The following is a 21,030-nucleotide window of genomic DNA, read 5'->3' as shown; positions in this document are numbered from 1 at the left end:
GAGGAAAGAGTTATGGCATATAGTGATAAAGTAATTGACCACGTGGAAAACCCACGTAACGTAGGTACGTTGGATAAAAACGACCCTAATGTAGCAACTGGTATGGTTGGCGCGCCAGCTTGTGGTGACGTGATGAAGCTACAAATTAAAGTGTCTGATGAAGGTGTTATTGAAGACGCAAAATTTAAAACATATGGCTGTGGCAGTGCGATTGCTTCATCTTCTCTAGTGACAGAGTGGGTGAAAGGTAAAACATTAGACCAAGCTGCTGAAATCAAGAACACAGATATTACAGCAGAGCTTGAGCTACCGCCTGTAAAAATCCACTGTTCAATCCTTGCAGAAGATGCAATTCAGGCTGCAATTGCAGACTATAAAAATAAGCAAGCGAAGTAAGAGATAAATTATGGCAGTGACATTAACTGAAGCAGCTGCAAATCGTGTGCAGACATTCCTTGCAAACCGAGGAAAAGGTCTAGGCCTGCGAGTTGGTATTAAAACGACTGGTTGCTCAGGTCTTGCGTATGTACTCGAATTCGTTGATGAGCTTGCAGAAGGCGATGAAGTGTTCGAAGAAATGGGCGTAAAAATCATCGTTGATGCAAAAAGCTTAGTTTATATTGACGGTACTCAGCTTGATTACACCAAAGAAGGTCTTAACGAGGGGTTTAAGTTTATTAACCCGAATCAGAAAGACGAATGTGGCTGTGGTGAAAGCTTCACCGTTTAACCATCTGTAATAGATAGTTTGCTAAAGCCCTGCCTTGGTAGGGCTTTGCTGTATTAGGTCCTTATGCGATATTTTGAATTATTTAATTTACCAGTGAACTATGACGTGGATTTAACCCTGTTAAATCAGCGTTATTTAGAATTACAACGCGCAGTACACCCTGATAAGTTTGCTGGAAAAAGTGAACGTGAAAAATTAGTGGCTGTACAGAAGACATCTGAGATCAATGATGCTCTAGCTGTGTTAAAACACCCAGCTAAGCGCGCTGAGTATATGCTAAGTGAGCAAGGTGTCGACATTCGAGCTGAGCAGCAAACATTGCAAGACCCTGTATTTTTAATGCAGCAGATGGAGCTGAGGGAAGCGCTGGAAGACATTCAGCATAGCAGTGACCCTGAAGATGAAATTGATGCATTCGAGGCGCAGATTAAACAGTTAGATACACAGTATAGTGCGCAACTTGCAGAGCAGCTTGTGAGCCAAGATACTGCTGTATTAGAAGTTGCAGCTGATAATATTCGCAAGTTAAAATTCATATATAAACTACGTGAAGAGCTGTCTCGCATAGAAGATAGCCTTTTCGATTAATCTAGCGTCACCACTTAAGTAAAAGAGTACTATGGCATTATTGCAAATTGCTGAGCCGGGGCAGAGCGCGGCACCTCACGAACATAAATTGGCAATAGGTATCGACTTAGGTACTACTAACTCTTTGGTGGCCACAGTACAAAGTGGTGAAGCCAGAGCGCTAGCGGATATTAATGGCGAAGCCATGTTGCCTTCTGTTGTTAGATATCATGCAGACAGCGTGACTGTTGGCCAACAAGCGCAGCAAGCTGCTGTAGAAGACCCAACAAATACGCTTATTTCAGTGAAACGCTTTTTAGGTAAATCCGTTTCAGAAGTAACCTCACGTTATCAAAACTTGCCTTATGAGTTCGTTGAGCACCAAGGTGCACTGGCTGTAAACACTGTGGCTGGTCCAATCAATCCAATTCAAGCATCTGCTGAAATTTTAAAATCATTACATCAAAGAGCAACAGACAGCTTTGCTGGACAAGAAATTGTGGGAAGCGTAATTACGGTACCTGCTTATTTTGATGATGCGCAAAGACAAAGCACTAAAGATGCTGCAGAAATCGCAGGTTTAAAAGTGCTACGCCTATTAAATGAACCAACAGCAGCCGCTGTCGCTTACGGTTTGGACTCTGGTCAAGAAGGTGTGATTGCTGTTTATGACTTGGGCGGTGGTACCTTTGATATTTCAATTCTGCGCTTAAACCAAGGTGTCTTTGAAGTATTGGCAACGGGTGGTGATTCAAGCTTAGGCGGTGATGACTTTGACGCAGTGCTTGTTGAACATTTTAAGTCAACATTACAACTGAGTGAATTAACACCACAAGAGCTGCGTTTACTTATTCAAAAAGCCAAAGCCTGTAAAGAAGCGTTGAGTGGGTATGAAACGGTCAATGTAAAGCTTGAACTTCGCGCTGAAGAACATTTAGTGTCTGTTACGCGTGGTCAATTTGCTGAGCTTGTTGCGCCGCTTGTAAAACAGACATTACGTGCATGTCGTAGAGCATTAAAAGATGCGGATGTGAGTAAAGAAGAAGTCTTAGAAGCGGTGATGGTGGGCGGCTCAACGCGTATGCCAGTTATTCGTGAAGCGGTTGGTGAGTTTTTTGAAAAAGAACCACTCACGTCAATTGACCCTGATCGTGTGGTTGCAATTGGCGCGGCCATTCAAGCGGATATCTTAGCGGGCAACAAACCTGATTCAGATATGCTGCTATTGGATGTTTTACCGCTATCTTTAGGTTTAGAAACCATGGGTGGCTTGGTAGAGAAGATCATTCCTCGCAATACAACTATTCCAGTCGCGCGTGCACAGGAGTTCACGACGTTTAAGGATGGCCAAACGGCGATGTCACTACATGTCTTGCAGGGTGAGCGCGAGTTGGTTGATGATTGCCGCTCACTGGCGAAATTCAGCCTCAAAGGCATTCCGGCGATGGCTGCAGGCGCTGCACACATTCGGGTGACTTTTAAAGTCGATGCCGATGGTTTATTGAGCGTTTCAGCAAGTGAGAAGTCAACGGGTGTACAAGCAGATATCCAAGTTAAACCATCATTTGGTTTAAGTGATGACCAAGTTGCTCAAATGCTACAAGACTCAATGAGTTTTGCCAAAGAGGATATGCAGGCGCGTATGCTCAAAGAGCAGCAAGTTGAAGCACTCAGAGTACTTGAAGCGTTAGAGGCATCTTTGGCAACAGAATCAGCTTTATTAAATGAACAAGAGTTAAATAGCCTAAGAGAGGCTATGGCGATGTTAGATGACAAACGCCAAAATGCGTCTGATCCAGATGCAATTAAGCATGCAATTGAAGTGGTAGATGAAGCAAGTAGTGAATTTGCATCTCGCCGCATGGATGTATCAATCAAACAGGCACTGCAAGGTCAGTCAGTAGACGAGGTTTAATATGCCACAAATTATCTTTTTACCCCATGAAGAGCTTTGTCCTGAGGGCGTAGCAATTGATGCAAAATCTGGCGATACAGTATTAGATGTCGCGTTAAAAAATGGGATCAGTATTCCTCATGCATGTGAAAAGTCATGTGCGTGTACAACGTGTCATGTTGTGATCAGAGAAGGCTTTGACTCAATGGAAGAAAGCGATGAGCTTGAAGATGACATGCTGGATAAGGCATGGGGTTTAGAGCCTGAATCGCGCCTAGGTTGCCAAGCCGTCATTAGCGATGAAGATCTGGTGGTAGAGATACCAAAGTATAATCTTAATATCGTTAATGAAGAGCACTAATTCATAAACAATGTTTTGAAAGGCTGTAGCTAACCACTACAGCCTTTTTTGTTTGGAGCATAGAATGATGTTTAAAAAAGGACAAACCGCGTACTCGGTCATCAATGGAGCAGACCATCATAGTCATGAGCTATTATCTGTGCGCAATCCAGCTGATGATTCATTATTGGCTCACGTAACGCAAGTCAATACAGTCGAGGCTGACTTTGCTGTAGAGGTTGCCAGCGACTGTTTTGAGCAACTGAAAACAACAACAGCTCAAGCACGTAGCAATATACTCTATAAGTGGTATCAACTGATCATGGACAACCAATCTCGCCTAGCTGAGCTGGTAACTTTGGAGCAAGGTAAGCCGATACAAGAGTCCAAGGCTGAGGTTGCATATGCGGCAGGTTATGTACGTTGGTTTGCTCAGCAGGCAGAAAGGGTTTGCGGCACTGTCGTACCTGCACACACACCGAATCATCAAATTACCACCCATAAGCAAGGCGTTGGCGTGGTGCTTGGGATAACGCCATGGAATTTTCCTTTGGCGATGGTGACCCGAAAGGTCGCGCCTGCTTATGCTGCGGGGTGCAGCTTTGTTTTAAAACCGTCAGAGCTGACTCCATTAAGTGCCATTGAGTTGGCAAAATTAGCGCTTCAAGCGGGGATGGAGCAGGGCGCATTTCAAGTTTTAGTGAGTGATAATCCACAGGTACTTATTAGGCATCTAAATAGCAAAAAAATCATTAGAAAACTCACTTTTACAGGCTCAACTCATGTCGGCAAGTTACTCTACGCTCAGTGTGTAGATACTATGAAGCGTGCTTCGTTAGAGCTAGGCGGTAATGCACCGTTTATTGTCTTTGATAGTGCCAATATTGAGTCTGCCATTGATGGGCTAATGATTGCGAAGTTCCGTAATGCTGGGCAAACCTGCATTGCAGCAAATCGGGTGTTTGTTCATCGTAATATCAAAGCAGAGTTTCTAGAACAACTTATACGCCGTGTTGATTCCCTTAAAGTTGGTAATGGTTTAATTGCAGACTCAGATATTGGACCTCTAATTAATCAGGCTGCGAAAGCTAGAGCCAGTGAATTGGTGGCAGATGCGATTGCAGCAGGCGCAAACTATAGTGTTAAAAATACTGAAGAACTGCAAACTGGAGCTTTTATGTCGCCAGTGATACTAGATAGGGTTGTTCCAGATATGAAACTATTCCACAGTGAGGTATTTGCACCTGTAGTTAGTATTATTGAGTTTGATTCTGAGTCTCAAGTTACCTCATTGGCAAATGCAGTTGATGCTGGATTAGCTGCATATGTTTATTCGGCAAGCATGAAGCAGGTATCACGTGTTTCTAAAGCGCTAAACTTCGGTATGGTTGGCATTAATGAAGGTGCCATTTCTAACCCCGCCGCGCCTTTTGGGGGAATGAAAGAGTCAGGCTTGGGTAGAGAGGGTGGTATCGAGGGTATCGATGAGTATCTAGAGACAAAGTATTTTTGTCAGTACATATAAAAAATGATTTTAATTATAAAATCATTCACTTTATCGAAAAAAGTGTTTTTGGAACAATGCAATTATTGCAATTGCTTTAATTTTGTAAAAAAGCTAGGTAGACTGCCCGTCAGTTTTCAACTTTGAATTAAATTTAAATGACAAGCGCAGAACTACCTACATTGGTTGTCCTTGCTGGCGGGTTAGGTACCCGCTTTGGCGGAGGTAAGCAAGTTGCTGAACTACCTAAAATAGGTAGAACAATCATGGAACTCAGTATAGAGGATGCCTATGCAGCCGGTGTTCGTCATGCTGTTTTAGTGATAAATGAAACAGTCAGGCCCGTAATAGAGCGTGTCATTATACCTAGGCTACCAAAATCTATGAAAGTAGATTTGGTTGAGCAATCAATTGATATGGTGCCATCAAGATTTAAAAATATAGCAGACAAACGCACAAAGCCATGGGGAACAGGGCATGCTTTGTTGTGTGCTAAACCATTCATTGATGGTAACGCCATAGTGATTACTGCTGATGACTATTATGGGGCAGGTGCATTCGTTCAGCTGTGTGCACATTTTTGTAATACAGATCAAAATACTAGCGAAATGGCCATAGTAGCCTATCCTTTAACACAGACAATGTCAGAACTTGGCGGTGTTAATAGAGGTATATGTGCTTTGTCTGAAAACTACCTTACGCAAGTGCATGAATACTTAAACATACGTCAAGTGGACGAAGGTTATGTCGGTGTATTTAACAATGTAGAGAGGCTCATTGAAGAGGATAGTCTTGTTTCAATGACATGTTGGGGAGTCACTCAATCAGTTTTTGACAAGTTAGAGCCTCAGTTTGACCAATTCTTAGAATCTCATGACAGCGATGTCAAAAAAGAGTATTATCTTCCCGATTGTATTCAGCATATGATAAATTTAGGCCGTGCCACCGTTCGAGTTTATACAACGAAAGATGAGTGGTTTGGTGTTACTTATAAAGAAGAATTAGATAGTGTCGCAGGAAAAATATATGAACTACGTCACGGATGAGTTAACCGCAAGTTTAGTTAAAAAGCCAGTTTATAGGGTTAGTATGGAATATCGTTCGATCGCCGAACATTTGGCATTACAGTTTGGTTTATGCGGTGAAGAAATATCGATGAAGCCTATTGGTAGTGGTCATATTAATACCACAATGCTTTTAACAGATAGTGAACGCGTTTTAGTGGTTCAAAAACTTAATACTACGGTATTTCCTGAGCCTGCAAAGCTAGTAGAAAATGCGCGTCAAATAGAGCAGCATTTAGTTGCTAAGTCAAAAGTGAAAGCTTATGAGCTTGGCATAATTAAGCACGTACCAACAAACTCCGGATGTTTTTTGGTTGAGTATCAAGGAGAAGTTTGGCGAGCGCTTGAGTTTATTGGTAAGAGCTACAGTGAAGATGTTGTTGATTGTGTCGTAAAAGCCCAGACGGCGGCCGGTGCATTCGGTTGCTTTGCTAGTGCTTTAAATGATTTTGATGCCAAACAGTTGTTCCCAGTAATCCCTAATTTTCATAATTTAGCTATGAGAATTGAAAACCTTCAAGCAATTATCAAGCAAGATCCTGTAGGCAGAGTTTCAAGCTGCTTAAAAGATATTGAGTTTTGCCAATCACAATTTGACCTTGCACAGGAAGTGAAACAGATCGAAGCGGCACTACCACTTCGCGTTTGTCACAACGATACTAAAATTAACAATATGCTTTTTGATGCTTCTACTAATAAAGCCAAAGCAGTTATTGACTTAGATACCTGTATGCCTGGTTATTGGCTGTATGATTTTGGTGATATGGTACGAACTTTTTGCTCTCCAGAGGCTGAAGATTCAACCAATTTAGATAATGTTGTAGTGCGAGTTGAAATCTTTGAAGCAATTGTCAAAGGCTATATAGCAGAGGTTTCTGACAAGCTAACCGATGTAGAGAGGGAAAGCTTAATTTTAGGCGCTAAAGTGATGCCATTAATGATTGGTATACGCTTCCTAACGGATTATTTGGACGGTGATAATTACTTTTCAACAAAGCATGAACAGCATAACTTAGAAAGAGCACAAAACCAGTTTGCGCTTTATCAAGACATTTTACGTAAAGAAAAGTTATTAAGTGCGTTAATCAGCTAATCAAATTAGTTATTATATTTATTATGCCTGGTGACTTTGTCATCGGGCTTTTCTACTAAGAAGCCTAATTACTTTACCCTAGCGTTGAAAGACGTTTTTACCAATACCTTCATTGCTAACACCTCCATATACCGAATAAGTTTAGTTCTTATAGGTAAAGAATTTCTATTCATTTAATCGCATCTCTTTGCTTCTTGTTGTCGCATAAGATAGCGTTGTCATAATGAAAAGTATTTTAAGTAAAATGCAGATAGAGAGCATTGTGCTGAAAAGGCTATCCATACTTAAAAAGCAATAAATAATAAATAAAGCTGTAATTTAGGATTTTTGATGACGCATATTAACAGAAGACATTTTCTAAAAGCTGCAGGTGTAGCTGCCGCAGCAGGTGTAGTAGCAGGCTGTGCACAAACCAATGGACAAAGTACATTAACAACAAATCCAAAAGGTAAATCTGTCATTGGGCTTGTAGCCCCTAAAATGGATATTGTACGAGTTGCGTTTATTGGTGTCGGGCAGCGCGGTTATGGCCATGTTAAACGTATGAGTCACATTGACGGCGCTGAAATAGTCGCAATTTGTGATACACATCAAGAAGTTTTGGATCGCTCTGCAAAGTTTTTAACTGATAAGGGCCTTAAAAAGCCTGCCTTGTATGGAGCTGGTGAGTTTGCATACAAAGAGATGTTAGCGCGTGAAGACATTGATATTGTGATTATTTCAACACCTTGGAAGTGGCATGCGCCAATGGCCATAGACACAATGGAAAGCGGAAAACATGCATTTGTTGAAGTACCTCTTGCATTGACTGTGGAAGAGATGTGGCAAATTGTGGATACCGCTGAGCGGACACAGAAAAACTGTATGATGATGGAAAACGTCAATTATGGCCGAGATGAGCTGATGGTGCTTAATATGGTTCGCCAAGGCATTTTTGGCGAGTTATTGCACGGTGAAGCAGCTTACATACATGAGCTACGTTGGCAGATGAAAGAGTTAGAGCACAAGACAGGTTCTTGGCGCACTGAGTGGCACACAAGAAGGGATGGAAACCTGTATCCGACTCATGGTTTAGGGCCCGTTTCTCAGTACATGAATATTAACCGTGGTGACAGGTTTGATTACTTAACTTCAATGAGTTCACCAGCATTAGGCCGTGCAGCCTATGCTCAAAGAGAGTTCCCTACAGATCATCAACGTAATAAATTGGACTACATTTGTGGTGATATGAATACCACTATGATTAAAACCGTTAAAGGCCGCTCTATTGTTGTTCAACACGATACGACGACACCTCGCCCATACTCTCGCCATAACCTTATTCAGGGGACTAATGGTGTTTTTGCGGGCTTCCCGAATAGAATAGCGTTAGAGCAAGGTGGAAGAGGAACATTCCACGACTGGGATGAAGACATGAATTATTGGTATGGTAAATACGATCATCCGCTGTGGGTTAAAATGGGCAAAGAAGCTGAGCGTAACGGCGGCCATGGTGGTATGGACTTTTTGATGTTTTGGCGAATGATTTATTGTCTTAGGAACGGCGAGCCGCTTGATCAAGATGTCTATGATGGCGCAGCATGGTCGGTGATTTCTCCGCTGTCTGCACAGTCTGTCGCTAACCGAAGTGAATCTGTTTCAATACCTGATTTTACTCGGGGGCAATGGAAAACAGCAACGCCTTTAGGTATCGTTGGAGCATAATTGAGAAAGCGCTTGAAAGGCGCTTTTTTTATACTTAAATATTGTAACTACTATACTTGAGGAGAAAGCAATTGTTTGCACGCATTGTGTTTTTAATATTACTGCTCCAGCTTTCGGGATGTGTTAGCACAACCACAGAGCTCAATCATTCTAGGCTTACAAAGTTGACTGAGGATTACATTAAGGCCTACCAAGCAAGAAGTGATTTTCAGTATTTTTTATCGCTTTATGCTGAGAGTGTGGTGCTTGAAGATATGATGTATGGACATAAAGTACAGAATAAGCGCCAGTTAGCGAGCTTTTTTAATTGGGATAAAGAGCCTATTAGGGTTTTAGATTCGAAAAAAACGATTTCTATTGAGCAAACCATTATATCTGTGGAAGAACAAACGGTTGTTTTACGTGGTCAATTTAACCCATTTGTTTATGGTGGAGAGAGTCTTGGTCCATGGCGCTTTACAACAGTGCTGCGTTTTAATCAGCAAGGACTGATTAATTACCAGCAAGACTGGATCAACTACTTTCCAAGAAGTTTTGTGACAAATGCGTCTAATTTGAATATGCCAAAGATAAGATAATTTTCCTATGTAACGCTTTTACATGTAAACTGCTGAGCAATTTAATTTGATTCTTAAAGTTAGGACTCTCAATGAAACTCTCTGTTGAAATTAGTAAGTACCCACTTCATTCTGATTATATTCCATTTATTAAAGCTTTTATTGAGCGTCTTAATCAACACGAAAACTTAAAAGTAATTACAAATACCATGTCGACGCAGGTTTTTGGGGATTATGATGTGGTGATGTCTGTCATTCAGACTGAAATGAAAGCATCATTTGAGCAGTTTGGTAAATGCATTTTTGTTTGCAAGTTTATTTCTGGCGACTTATCTCCTGAGGCATAATGGAATTTATCACTCAAACTCTAGCGGGGTTTACTGCGATGTCCAATTGGGAGTATCTCGCAGTTGTACTATCGATACTCTATTTACTATTAGCGATAAAAGAAAATATCTGGTGCTGGCCTGCCGCATTTTTTAGTACATTCATATACACCATTATGTATTGGAATGGTGCGCTACTTATGGAGTCTTTGTTGCACTTTTACTACTTGGTTATGGCCTTTGTAGGATGGTGGATGTGGCGTTCTGGAAATAAAAATACAGATTCAAAAATAGTCTCCTGGTCGTTTTTTCGACATTTTCAAATAATTATCGTAACTGCTTGTATTGCTGTATTTATGGGATATATGACAGACAATTATACCCATGCTGATTTACCCTATTTGGACAGCTTTACGACTTGCTTTGCTGTGGTAACAACCTACCTCGTGGCAAAAAAAGTCCTCGAGAATTGGCTGTATTGGGTGGTGATTGATGCTGCATCAATGTACCTTTATTACCTAAAAGGCTACTACCCAACGCTTGCATTATATGTTTTTTATACCTTTATGGCATGTTGGGGTTATATGAAGTGGTACGAAGAGCATAGTAACAGAGAAGGCAAACCCCTTGCGCAGCTTTGATTTAAACAGCGCCTTGGCCGTATTGCGAAAACTGTTTCCGGGAAAAAGCATTGCGCGTATTTACAAGTTGGATAAAGGGCTTAGTAATATCAACTTTTATTTTGAAGTGGATAATTATGCGTACTTATTGAAAGCTTTTGACAATGAAATCCCAATGACAGCACTTGCTGCGCAAAATAGCTTTGCGCAGCAAGGGTTAACTCAAAAAGTGATAAGTATAGATGAGAGTGAAAGGGTTGCTATATTTGAATATTTAACAGTGGTGGAAGGGCCAATTACATTTCAAAGTGAGCTAATAGAGTCACTTACAGAAGTTCATCGTTACTCTTGCACAGACGTGGTTCCACTAGATTTACAAGCAGAAGTAAAACAAGCATCTGCACGGCTTTCTTTTTCGCAGATTGGAAATTATTTAATTGAGCAGTTGTGCTTTTTTCCGACTGATGTACGTTACTGCCACAATGACTTAGTCAAAGAAAATATCTTGAATACGGTTGTTGGCCTACGTTTTATTGATTTCGAATACGCGCAGGCGAACGACCTGTTCTTTGATTTGGCAGCGTTAAGTTGTTCTTTTGACCTATCCCCTAGCCAATTATCAGAGGTGTTAGCCCGGTATTTCGCTTTTAATGGTACCTCAGTACCTAGTTACGCTAAGGATAAACTAGACGTATACATAGGCGTTTATTTGTTGCTTTGTATTGCTTGGTATAAAGAGAGGGAAATGAAAGATGAGTTCATTGTATTAGAGAAGCGATTTACTACATGGTGTGATAGACAGAATTTAAATTTTGCCCCGTGAAGAGAACGCTTAACGAGGCATTGTAAGTTATATCCCGCCTAGCCTTTTGGCTAACTCTTTATACTTTTCAACATCTTCCTTGTCAAAAATTGGCTCTCCATTTTCATCATGCTCTTTGGCAACGAGCAAGTTTTCTCTTGCCAGGCGCCTAACACGCTCCACTTTTACACTTAAAAATTCAGCAACTTGCTCAGTGGTCATAGGGGTCATAATACAAATCCTCAAGATGATGTTGGTAGCTTAGCTACTAAGATCTAATTACATTTATTATTTTTGAACTTTAATCATAGCTAAATATATGACTTTTGGCGTAGTTAGTAATGTTTTTTCGTATTTAGTTTAATAAATAAGCATACAAACGCATCGAAGCTGGTATTTCAATGGAGATGTGATTATTATGGAGCGGCTTAAAGTACTGTGCTCTCGTGGTGAAATGGATATCACGTGGCTCTCCGGAAGCTAAGTTACAGGTTCGATCCCTGTCGAGAGCGCCAGTTAAACTGCATTGTATCTATTTTCTTAATCTTAAAATCGATTTTTCACCGTAAAGTGCCACTGCAAGTTATCAACCCCTTCAGGCTTGTCTATAGGGGCCGCTAAGTCTAAATGCAAGACTAAGCCTGAGTTTGCTCTGCTCGGTGCCATCCTTATACCAAACCCAACGTTCTTATAAAACTTATGATTTGCGTTAAATAAGGTTTTTCCATCGACACGACCGATATCAAAGTATGCGGCACCGCCAATTTTAAATAGCTGGAAAAGGTCATATTCCCAATAGTATCTTTTTTCGATGTTTAAAATGATACGTCTATCTCCTTGTAAGTATCGTGCAGGAAATCCTCTTAAACCTGTTTCACCACCGAGTGTTAACTGCTTGTCCTCTGTGAGGTGTTTGCCGTGTGTGATGTTAAGTTGAGTGTACCAAGACTGATAGTTACCTGAATTGAAGTGATATTCTAAGTTGAGCTGCGTAATGAGGTTTTCCGCTTCATCATTTTCAAGGTTCCAGTATCCATCTAGGATAAAATTCATTCTCAATAGGCTTTTTGTGCTGGTGTAGTGGGTTTTGCTGAGAGTCGTGTTGAATACCCACCTTGTATCATCATTGCTAATAGACTCATCTGAATAACCAACTTGTGTATTTATATTCCAGCCTAAATTCAAATCTTCAGTACGGTAAATCGAATCAAAATTTCTGACTTTAATGTATTCAGTTTGTAGCCACTGCACTTGAAAATAGGGGTAACTGAGTTTTCGCTGCTCAGCAATCGGTAGGTTAGTTTCTTTTACTTGTCTGAATTCATCTTGTTGTTCTCGGTAGCCAAAAATGATTCTGCGCGTCCAGTTGGTATGTATTGCTTTACCAATACCGTAGTAAACTTGGCTAACTTGCGAGTCTTGTTCAAACTCAGAGACCGTTTCTCCATTTTCATATAAAGGTTCAATACGTTTGTTACCATAGTTGAAGACGCCATAGCTTTTTGGTGTATGTGTTGAGAAAAAGGGATAGTTAACGCCAATATGATGGCGTTCACCATCGTCATTGTCTGAGTACTCAAGTCTCCCTTGATACCGGGAAGATAATATATTTGGGTCATCATAAACAAATAAATAACCGCTTCGGTCCGCATCTTCTATGTGTGTCAATGACAGTCGCTTGCCATAGCCAAATAGATTGCTTTCTCTAAAGCCTATGCGACTTGAATTTTCACCACCACTGCGGCTAAAGCTCAGATCTGGTAACAGAGTCCAAAGGTCACGTGTCACCACAGTAACTATGATATCTCCATTACAGTCTTCATTAGCAAATACTCTAGCATCGTAAAGATAAGACTGCTGTCGAAGCAATCGTTCAGACTCGATTAAAAGTTGCGGGTCATAGTCGCTGTGTTCACTAAATAATAAGACACTTTTTATTACATCAGGTTTGGTTGTAATATGCGATCTATTTGCAAATCGAAATAAGGCATTGTCTTCTTCTGGTAGTGAAGTATCGAAGACATTGAGTTGATGAAGTTCAATAGCACTGATCTTGGCATTCTTTTTATTTGGTAAGGAATACTCAGAGCTGAGCTCTAAACTGTAGTTATGTTGTGTTTTTGTGTCAGTTGTACAGTGGTTTTCTGATGTCGAGTGATCATGTGCCGAGACCGTTATGACTGCACTCGATGCAGTGTTTATTAAAAAAACAAAAAAGCAGAACCTGAATATCACCATAAATACGCCTAACGCCACTGTTATAATCAGTATGGCTTATGTTAGGCATACCTGCTTAGGCAAGTCTATCTTATTGTTGTAAATTCAAACAAAAGTGTTCATGGAGGCTAGATAACAGATTTGTTGCTTCAGTGCCTTCTGGTGTGATCCAAATGCTTTCGCTGTAATATTCAAAGTTGAGTGAAAATGATTGCTGTAAATAAGAAAAGCGCCATTGGTGGCGGTCTGCACCTTCGTTAAACTCTATCGTTTGCAACTTATCAATTGCAAGAAATATACTTCCCCATAATTCAAAATCATCACTATCAGGAAACAAACTCGGTATGACTTGCAAGGTATTTTCATCATCTAGCTGAATGATATTCGTCATGCGGTCCTCTGCTATTCTGCGGCTAAATAATTGCGAATTAATTGCATAAATGGCGCACCATATTTCGTGAGCTTGGTAAAACCGACACCTGACACTTTTAAGAAGTCACTGTCATCTGTTGGCATTTTCTGAGCCATTTCTGCAAGTGTTTTATCATTAAATACAACATAAGGTGGCACATCATCCTGATCTGCCAACTCTTTGCGCAGGCTACGAAGTTTTGCAAAGAGTTTCCTATCATAATTAAACTGAGCGAGTTTATCTTGATATACGTGACTGGCTTGCAATCTCGGTTCAGCCAAGTTTAATACATACTCGCCTTTTAATACTGCTCTGGCTGCTTCTGTAAGTTTTAAAGTCGCGCCTTGTGTAATGTCTTGAGATAATAAGCCATGGTGTATAAGCTGTCTTAACACGCTCAACCAATATTCATTGCTTTGGTCTTTACCTATACCGTATGTACTAAGATTGTGATGTTGATTGTCACGGATCCGCGCGGTGTTAGCGCCACGCAACAAGTCCACGATATAGCCCAATCCAAAACGTTGTTCAGCTCGGTATACACAAGATAAAGCCTTTTGTGCAACGATGGTTGCATCAAAGTGTTTGGGCGGATTCAAACAAATATCACAGTTACCACAAGGCTCTCTTTGATATTCACTAAAATAATTTAATAATATCTGTCGACGGCAAGTTTGCGCTTCAGCGAAGTTAGCCATGGCATTAAATCTTTGCTGTTCGACTTTGCGGCGTTGCTCATTAGGAATATCTTCAAAGAAACGTCTGACTCGACCGATATCGGCAGGATCAAAGTACATGATGGCTTCTGCCGCAAGCCCATCTCTGCCTGCTCGTCCAGTCTCTTGATAATAAGACTCTATGCTTTTGGGAATATCGTAGTGCAGGACGAATCTGACATTGGGTTTGTTGATCCCCATGCCAAATGCAACTGTTGCAACAACAATTTGTACATCGTCTCGCGCAAACGCATTTTGTACAAATTGACGTTGTTCATTGTCCATGCCAGCATGATACGCTGCAGCGTTAAACCCACCTTCAGACAGTTTTTCAGCGATTTCATCTACTCGCCTTCGGCTAGAACAATAAATGATCCCGCTCTGGCCTTTCTGAGTTTTTAAATATCGCATTAACTGAGAAAGTGGTTTGAACTTTTCTTCAATTGTGTAGCGTATATTTGGACGATCAAAACTGCCGGTATGGATAAATGGGTTGTTTAATTGCAGCTGCTGAACTATGTCATTTCTCGTTGCCATATCAGCTGTTGCAGTCAATGCCATGGTGGGCACGGTTGGGAACGCTTGCTTTAACTCATTAAGCCGACAATAATGAGGTCGAAAGTCGTGCCCCCAATGAGATACGCAATGCGCTTCATCAATAGCGAACAAGGCTAACGGTAAGCTACTTAAGCGTTCTAAAAACTCTCTTTGTAATACTTTTTCTGGAGCAACATAAAGCAGTTTTATTTCACCAGCGTGCAGTCGCTGATAGATTTGCTGCTGCTGCTGCCACTCAACACTGTTATTCACAAACTCAGCGGCAATACCTTGTGCTTGTAATTGAGCTACTTGGTCCTGCATAAGAGAAATAAGGGGAGAGATAACGATAGTTACCCCAGGTAGCATCAGTGCTGGGACTTGATAGCATAGAGATTTGCCTCCGCCAGTTGGAAGTAATACTAAGCTGTCACGCCCACTGAGGCATGCTTCGATAGTTTCTTGTTGTCCCGTACGGAATGTGGTGTAGCCGAAATACTCTTTCAGCACCGATTTGGGCGTTAACGATTGTTGAGTTGCTAGCGTTTCCATTGCGCGCATTTTAGAGTGTTTTAGTGTAATTGTCTTCCTTTTATGCTTATTCTTAAGTCGGCCTGCGGGACTTTTAATCAAATCTAATTGCAGGGATGTATATGTCAAAAGGTATAGAAGGAGTTTTGATGGCAGGAGAACGATACACCATTGTAAAGAACGCAATGCTTACCTAGTTAGTGTTAATTTTAAACCAGCATGGTGATACCTCTTTATATCTGTATAATGCTCGCCTTCATCGCATATGGGTGGTAATTGGGGAAGTGAAATGACGGGTGATTCTCAGGCGAAGCAAGGCTATATATATGCAACACTCGCCTTTATTATGTGGGGCTTAGCACCTATCTATTTTAAGTCTATCGAGCAAGTTGACGCGCTCGAAATCCTTGTGCACCGTGTCGTATGGTCCGTTCTTTTTGTGTTGGTTGTAATAGGGCTTCGAAATAATTGGCGTAAAGTGCGTAGTATTTTGGTTAACCCTAAGCTCTTAATGATGCTTACAGTTACCGCATTATTACTTGGCTTTAACTGGGGATTGTTCATATGGGCGGTTAATAACGGTTACATGCTTGATGCAAGCTTAGGTTACTACATTAACCCTCTATTAAATGTTTTTCTTGGCATGCTATTTTTATCTGAAAGGTTAAGAGCTGCTCAAAAGGTTGCTGTATTGCTTGCATCTACGGGAGTCTTGGTGCAATTGATTAGCTTTGGGTCTTTCCCTTATATTGCTGTTTCGCTGGCATGCTCTTTTGCAATATATGGCCTCTTAAGGAAAAAAATGGCAGTGGAGTCCTTATCAGGACTGTTGATTGAATCAGCCATTCTACTCCCAATAGCCGCCATTTATTGGTTTGTTATGATGCCTAGCCCGACAAGTGATATGTTTACCAACAGTTTAGAGCTAAACTTGCTACTTATTGCCGCAGGTGTGGTAACAACACTGCCATTGCTAAGCTTTACAGCTGCGGCAAAAAGGCTGCCGTACTCTACACTGGGCTTTTTCCAGTATATCGGGCCAAGTTTAATGCTTATGTTAGCCGTTATTTTTTATGGTGAATCATTTGATATGGAAAGAGCTGTGACCTTTGCTTTTATCTGGGGCGCGTTGTTACTTTTTAGCTTTGACTCGTTGAAAGCAAGTAAGTCGAATAGTTCAACTATGCAATAAACTTTTCGTGATATGTGGCCTTCTAACTCACACCAATGTTTAATTAGAAGGCTATTTGATTTCGTCCAGATTCTTTCGCTATGTAAAGCTTTTCGTCTGCAATTTTTATTAAGGGGTCGATGCTTTCGATTACTTTGTCTGCAACACCAATTGAGACGGTAAATGGAATATGGTAAGGCGTCAAAGAGCTACTATTTTTTTCTAAAAATAGTCTGAATTGTTCTAATTGTTGAGTATTTTTCTGACTGTCTTGTGAACGGAATAATACTGCAAACTCTTCTCCGCCGAGCCTTGCGTATAAATCGTGTTCAAAGAATTTTTCGAAACACTCACCAATAGATTGCAGTACTTTATCACCAGCATCATGTCCGTGCTGGTCATTTATTTTTTTAAAGAAGTCAATGTCAACCATGGCTAACATACAGCCATGATTTTGGCGGCTATTCATTGTTAATTGCTTACTTGCGTGTTCAAAAAAATATCGCCTATTTGGTAACTGGGTTAAATAATCGGTGTTAGCTTGGCGCCGAATTGTGGCTATGTTTTCTAACATATCGACGTTTTGGCTTAGCCTGCAATAAAATTCTTCGGGGTTAAAAGGTTTACGTAAATAATCATTTGCACCGCTTTTCAAAAAACGCGCTGACAAGTAGGCATTGTCTGTGCCTGAAATACCAATGATTGCTTTATCGTCATTGCTGTATAAGCGCCTTATTTCTGCGCAAAGCTCTTCACCACGCATATTTGGCATTTCATTATCTGTAATAATGACATCTATATCCGGGTGATCATTCAAAGTTGCTAACGCCTTTATCCCATCTTCAGCGACGTAAACTTGATACTTATGCCTTTGCAACAATGAGCTAATATGTCTTCTAGTGGCAGCTGAATCATCAACAACAAGTACTTTAACTTGCTCGTTTCGCGGTAGCCGTTGTAGTTGCCTTTTTAGATACTGATAGGCTTGCTTGTTTTCTTTGGTGATGTAATCAATGACTGGGTATTTATCAACTGTATCTCGGGTACTTGATTCTAAGTTTCCCGTCATCACGATTGTAGGAATATTTGCTTTGACTGTATAGGGGATGGCTTCGCCGTTAGCTGCATCGGGCAATACAAAATCTACAACAGCACAGAAATAGTTGTGGTCGTTGATGAGTCGCTTTGCGCTTTCCAGCGTCGTGGCCACATCAACATCGTACCCGACTGAACTTGCGATGTGTTTTTGGACTTTTGCGATAGTTGGTGTGTCTTCTATTATCAGCACTTTTCTCAACACATGCACAACCTTAAGAGCTTTTCTTTACTTCAGTTTTAACTGAAAGTGCTAAAAAAGCAATGAAGAAATTAAGATTCATATCTAAAGACCTAAATTAAAAATCAGCATTCAAAAGAAACTCTATCAACAAACAGCGTTTTTACTAATTCTAATAGAGCATCTGTATTTTTAATTAAAGTTACTCAAGGCTTGGTTCAACCTCTTGCGGTTCGCTTTTATTTTGAACATGAGCAAGTGGCTTTTGGATACTTAAAGTATGTACTTTGTGTTTGCGGGTCGTTAAGTCTAAATACTTTGCCCAAACCTTCTCGATGCGGTTAGTAGGCTGCTTATGATTTAAAAATGTAATAACAAACTGCTGCTGGGTCGTGTTTTTGGGCTTAAGTTTTTGCTCAAATAACTGCGTCAAGAGGTATCCGTGTTGTTGCAAAAGCTCTGACTCCAATAATGTAAAGTGTCCACTTCTAGAAAATCCTCTAGGGAAGTTCTTATCATCATAAAAGGGCTTAGGTGCAGCAAAAGCTTCTTTTAATTCAGCTATAGTCATATCCATGATGTTTTCCTCACATTGTTTGAAAAAGTATGAACCAACAAAGCCGCTTTTTTAAACGAATAATTTTGATAGAAAGGTAGGGGAATGGATAAGGAACTATTAAAAACTTTTGTCGAAGTTTCACAAACTCGTCATTTTGGGCGTGCAGCAGAAAACTTGTATATTACACAATCTGCTGTGAGCTTTAGGATTAGGCAGCTTGAGCAAAACTTAGGTGTCGAGTTATTTGTACGTCAACGGAATAACATTCAGTTAACGGTCCCCGGGGAAAGGTTTTTGTCTCATGCAAAGATGCTTTTAACTGCAATGCATAGAGCAAAAATGGATGTGGCATTGGCAAATAATAGGCAGCAACAGCTCTCACTTTCTGGTACGGCTAATGTGTGGGATGCCTATTTACATTTTGGTATTAACCAGATTGTCTCATCAATGCCAGATGTGTCATTGGTGGCAGAAGTGAGAGCTCAGCAAGAGTGTGTCCGGTTGCTGTTAGAGCGAGCTTTAGATATAGCAGTGCTATTTGACCCTCCAAAGGTAGATGAATTAATCGTTAGACAAGTTAAAAATTTGTCTATAATTCCAGTCAGTACTTTTAAATATACAAATAAAGATGACTTTTTTGGCAAGCAGTATGTGTATGTCGATTGGGGAAACGCGTTTTCACTTTGGCATACGAAGCGATGTGATGGGGGGAAGCCTCCATATTTTCGCACGAGCACTGGACGTATTGCCCTAGAGCTTATTTTGCAATGTGGTGGTTCAGCATTTTTGCCTAAGCAGCTCGCGGCAGATTTCATGCAAAAGCAACAGCTGTTTTTTGTTGAATCTGTGGAGTGCTGCTTTCGAGATGTTTATGTTGCGTATCATAAAGGGAATGAGCAGTTAGAGCACATAGAAACAGTCGTAAATCTATTAGCTTCGATTGCTGAGTAAACTCAATTTAGTGTTTTACTTAAGATTACCTATTTATGACACAGAGCTGAATTTTCAGTTTCAATAAAATGTCATTTTTATTTTGTGTGTAATATTTCTGTCACTTAGTACTGGCAGACTGCGCCTGTCTAATAAATTACGTGTTGCGATATTGAGGAAATACACATGAAACTGACCAAATCAGCATTACTACTTTCGATTCTTAGTGGTCTATCTTTGAACGCTTATGCCGATGTTGATGTATATGGTAAAGCTAACTTGTCTGTACAATCTTCTGATGAAGGAGACGGCTCATTTACTGAAGTGAAAAGCAATGCTTCACGTTTTGGTTTTAAAGGTTCTGAAAAGTTAGACTCAGGACTTGAAGTAATCTACAAGCTAGAATTCCAAGTTGATGTATCAGATGCTGACTCAAAAGGGGATGATGACAATATTACAGCTCGTAACCAATATGTCGGTTTAAAAGGCAAATATGGTGAAGTTGTAATTGGTCGTAATGACACTGCATTTAAACTTTCTCAAGGTAAGCTTGATCAATTTAATGACTTAGAAGCAGATATCAAAAATATTTGGAAAGGTGAAAACCGCCTAGGAGATTCACTTTCATTTAAATCTGCAAGCTACAACGGCTTTAAAGTTTTAGGCACATTTATTGCGGAAGATGGTACTGACGGCGAAAATGGCTACTCAGGCGCAATTACTTATGGTGATTCTAAGCTTAAAAAGTCTAAGTTCTATGTTGCGCTTGCAGGTGACAGTGAAGTGAAAGGGTATGATGCACTGCGTTTATCAGGTCAGTATAAAGCAACAGACGATTTAAAACTGGGTGCTATGTATCAAAAACAAGAAAAAGTAGATGGAACAGGCACTGCTGATGGTTTCCTATTAAATGCTGCATATAGCTTTGGTGCAAACACAGTTAAGATTCAGTATCAAATGATTGACTTCGATGCTGCCGCATCGAAAGACGTAGATGGTATTAGTATTGGTATTGACCATAAGCTAGCGAAAGCAACAAAACTATATGCCTTCTATTCTTCAGTTGATGAAGATGCTGGAACAGAAGAAGATTATTTAGGTTTAGGTATTGAATACAAGTTTTAATCAAGTATTCATTTGACTCCTTTCATACCGTATCCTTTCGAGGGTACGGCTTATTAATTTCAAGCGGTTTTGTTTAAATAACTTCCTACTTGTTTTTTATTTGTTCGATTGAACGCGTTGCCCTCGATTAATTCAAAAAAGCCCTTGCGCTAATCTCAAATCTCCCTATAATGCGCAACCACTGACACGGAGCAATACGCACAAAAGCAAAGAGCAAAGTGAAGGTTAAAGTTAAATTGAAAGGTTAATTAAAAAATTAAATTTTCTAGTTGACTTTAAAAGTGAAGCGGTTAATATGGCGCTCCACTTCGCAGCAATGCTGCGGTAACTAACCAAGAGTTAGTTACACTGTTCT

22 protein-coding genes and 1 tRNA gene are annotated in these 21,030 nt (G+C 40.4%); 17 read left to right on the top strand and 6 right to left on the bottom strand.

The genetic code is table 11. From position 1 onward, the window contains the following. The first annotated feature begins 12 nt into the window (after window positions 1–12). The 13 genes from iscU (at window position 13) to N477_RS01795 (ending at window position 11,222) form a co-directional block, all read left to right on the top strand. The gene (gene iscU / locus N477_RS01855) at window positions 13–396 is read left to right on the top strand and encodes a Fe-S cluster assembly scaffold IscU (protein WP_023399923.1); all 384 of its coding nucleotides are present in this window, start codon (window positions 13–15) and stop codon (window positions 394–396) included. A 10-nt stretch (window positions 397–406) separates the two neighbouring features. Continuing rightward, the gene (iscA, locus tag N477_RS01850) at window positions 407–730 is read left to right on the top strand and encodes an iron-sulfur cluster assembly protein IscA (protein ID WP_039611802.1); all 324 of its coding nucleotides are present in this window, start codon (window positions 407–409) and stop codon (window positions 728–730) included. Window positions 731–793: 63 nt separating this feature from the next. Then, window positions 794–1,318, top strand: a complete 525-nt coding sequence (gene hscB, locus N477_RS01845; protein ID WP_039611801.1) for a co-chaperone HscB — start codon at window positions 794–796, stop codon at window positions 1,316–1,318. 31 nt (window positions 1,319–1,349) lie between these two features. Next, window positions 1,350–3,212, top strand: a complete 1,863-nt coding sequence (gene hscA, locus N477_RS01840) for a Fe-S protein assembly chaperone HscA (protein WP_063360931.1) — start codon at window positions 1,350–1,352, stop codon at window positions 3,210–3,212. A gap of 1 nt (window position 3,213) precedes the next feature. Beyond that, window positions 3,214–3,552, top strand: a complete 339-nt coding sequence (gene fdx / locus N477_RS01835; RefSeq protein ID WP_063360930.1) for an ISC system 2Fe-2S type ferredoxin — start codon at window positions 3,214–3,216, stop codon at window positions 3,550–3,552. Between the two features lie 67 nt (window positions 3,553–3,619). Continuing rightward, a complete protein-coding gene (locus N477_RS01830; RefSeq protein ID WP_063361146.1) occupies window positions 3,620–5,056 on the top strand; it encodes an NAD-dependent succinate-semialdehyde dehydrogenase in 1,437 nt (478 codons plus the stop codon). 137 nt (window positions 5,057–5,193) lie between these two features. After that, entirely contained in the window at window positions 5,194–6,081 is an 888-nt protein-coding gene (locus N477_RS01825; RefSeq protein WP_063360929.1) for a sugar phosphate nucleotidyltransferase, read from the top strand. Between the two features lie 43 nt (window positions 6,082–6,124). Beyond that, window positions 6,125–7,192 carry a phosphotransferase enzyme family protein gene (locus N477_RS01820; RefSeq protein ID WP_063361145.1) on the top strand — a complete coding sequence of 356 codons (1,068 nt, stop codon included), beginning with the start codon at window positions 6,125–6,127 and terminating at the stop codon, window positions 7,190–7,192. 330 nt (window positions 7,193–7,522) lie between these two features. Next, a complete protein-coding gene (locus N477_RS01815; RefSeq protein WP_063360928.1) occupies window positions 7,523–8,896 on the top strand; it encodes a Gfo/Idh/MocA family protein in 1,374 nt (457 codons plus the stop codon). 71 nt (window positions 8,897–8,967) lie between these two features. After that, on the top strand, window positions 8,968–9,474 hold the full coding sequence (locus tag N477_RS01810) for a nuclear transport factor 2 family protein (RefSeq protein ID WP_081216371.1): 507 nt from the start codon (window positions 8,968–8,970) through the stop codon (window positions 9,472–9,474). Window positions 9,475–9,545: 71 nt separating this feature from the next. Further along, the gene (locus tag N477_RS01805) at window positions 9,546–9,800 is read left to right on the top strand and encodes a hypothetical protein (RefSeq protein WP_063360927.1); all 255 of its coding nucleotides are present in this window, start codon (window positions 9,546–9,548) and stop codon (window positions 9,798–9,800) included. Beyond that, complete coding sequence (pnuC, locus tag N477_RS01800) at window positions 9,800–10,420, top strand: nicotinamide riboside transporter PnuC (RefSeq protein ID WP_063360926.1); 621 nt, start codon at window positions 9,800–9,802, stop codon at window positions 10,418–10,420. Before N477_RS01805 ends, pnuC begins: the two co-directional genes overlap by 1 nt. Next, the gene (locus N477_RS01795) at window positions 10,407–11,222 is read left to right on the top strand and encodes a phosphotransferase (RefSeq protein WP_063360925.1); all 816 of its coding nucleotides are present in this window, start codon (window positions 10,407–10,409) and stop codon (window positions 11,220–11,222) included. The genes pnuC and N477_RS01795 overlap by 14 nt, the downstream gene beginning before the upstream one ends. A gap of 27 nt (window positions 11,223–11,249) precedes the next feature. On the opposite strand, the gene N477_RS01790 is transcribed toward N477_RS01795, so the two are convergent. After that, window positions 11,250–11,432 (bottom strand): helix-turn-helix domain-containing protein, encoded by a 183-nt coding sequence (locus N477_RS01790; protein WP_039611793.1) that lies wholly within the window; start codon window positions 11,430–11,432, stop codon window positions 11,250–11,252. 209 nt (window positions 11,433–11,641) lie between these two features. Between N477_RS01790 and N477_RS01785 the strand changes: the two genes are divergently transcribed. Next, window positions 11,642–11,716: transfer RNA gene (locus tag N477_RS01785), tRNA-Arg, on the top strand. A 31-nt stretch (window positions 11,717–11,747) separates the two neighbouring features. Here N477_RS01785 and N477_RS01780 read toward each other — a convergent pair. The 3 genes from N477_RS01780 to recQ form a co-directional block, all read right to left on the bottom strand. Beyond that, window positions 11,748–13,439, bottom strand: a complete 1,692-nt coding sequence (locus tag N477_RS01780; RefSeq protein WP_063360924.1) for a ShlB/FhaC/HecB family hemolysin secretion/activation protein — start codon at window positions 13,437–13,439, stop codon at window positions 11,748–11,750. Window positions 13,440–13,509: 70 nt separating this feature from the next. Beyond that, window positions 13,510–13,809: a DUF3630 family protein gene (locus N477_RS01775; RefSeq protein WP_063360923.1), complete on the bottom strand. Its 300-nt coding sequence runs from the start codon at window positions 13,807–13,809 to the stop codon at window positions 13,510–13,512. An 11-nt stretch (window positions 13,810–13,820) separates the two neighbouring features. Further along, window positions 13,821–15,644 carry a DNA helicase RecQ gene (gene recQ / locus N477_RS01770; RefSeq protein WP_419555226.1) on the bottom strand — a complete coding sequence of 608 codons (1,824 nt, stop codon included), beginning with the start codon at window positions 15,642–15,644 and terminating at the stop codon, window positions 13,821–13,823. Between the two features lie 259 nt (window positions 15,645–15,903). Between recQ and rarD the strand changes: the two genes are divergently transcribed. Beyond that, the gene (rarD, locus tag N477_RS01765) at window positions 15,904–16,806 is read left to right on the top strand and encodes an EamA family transporter RarD (RefSeq protein WP_063360922.1); all 903 of its coding nucleotides are present in this window, start codon (window positions 15,904–15,906) and stop codon (window positions 16,804–16,806) included. 43 nt (window positions 16,807–16,849) lie between these two features. Here the strand turns inward: rarD and N477_RS01760 are convergent, their stop codons facing one another. Beyond that, on the bottom strand, window positions 16,850–18,085 hold the full coding sequence (locus N477_RS01760) for a response regulator (RefSeq protein WP_063360921.1): 1,236 nt from the start codon (window positions 18,083–18,085) through the stop codon (window positions 16,850–16,852). A gap of 178 nt (window positions 18,086–18,263) precedes the next feature. Further along, entirely contained in the window at window positions 18,264–18,638 is a 375-nt protein-coding gene (locus N477_RS01755; RefSeq protein ID WP_063360920.1) for a DUF413 domain-containing protein, read from the bottom strand. 84 nt (window positions 18,639–18,722) lie between these two features. On the opposite strand from N477_RS01755, the gene N477_RS01750 reads away from it, so the two are divergent. Next, window positions 18,723–19,571, top strand: coding sequence for a LysR family transcriptional regulator (locus N477_RS01750; protein ID WP_063360919.1), 849 nt, complete (start codon window positions 18,723–18,725; stop codon window positions 19,569–19,571). A 165-nt stretch (window positions 19,572–19,736) separates the two neighbouring features. Beyond that, a complete protein-coding gene (locus N477_RS01745) occupies window positions 19,737–20,675 on the top strand; it encodes a porin (protein WP_063360918.1) in 939 nt (312 codons plus the stop codon). The last annotated feature ends 355 nt before the right edge of the window (window positions 20,676–21,030 follow it).

Origin of the sequence: Pseudoalteromonas luteoviolacea H33-S (assembly GCF_001625695.1) — a bacterium.
Taxonomy (GTDB): domain Bacteria; phylum Pseudomonadota; class Gammaproteobacteria; order Enterobacterales; family Alteromonadaceae; genus Pseudoalteromonas; species Pseudoalteromonas luteoviolacea_B.
Note: the sequence above shows the minus strand (reverse complement) of the source record. Positions and strands in the feature narration are given on the sequence as shown.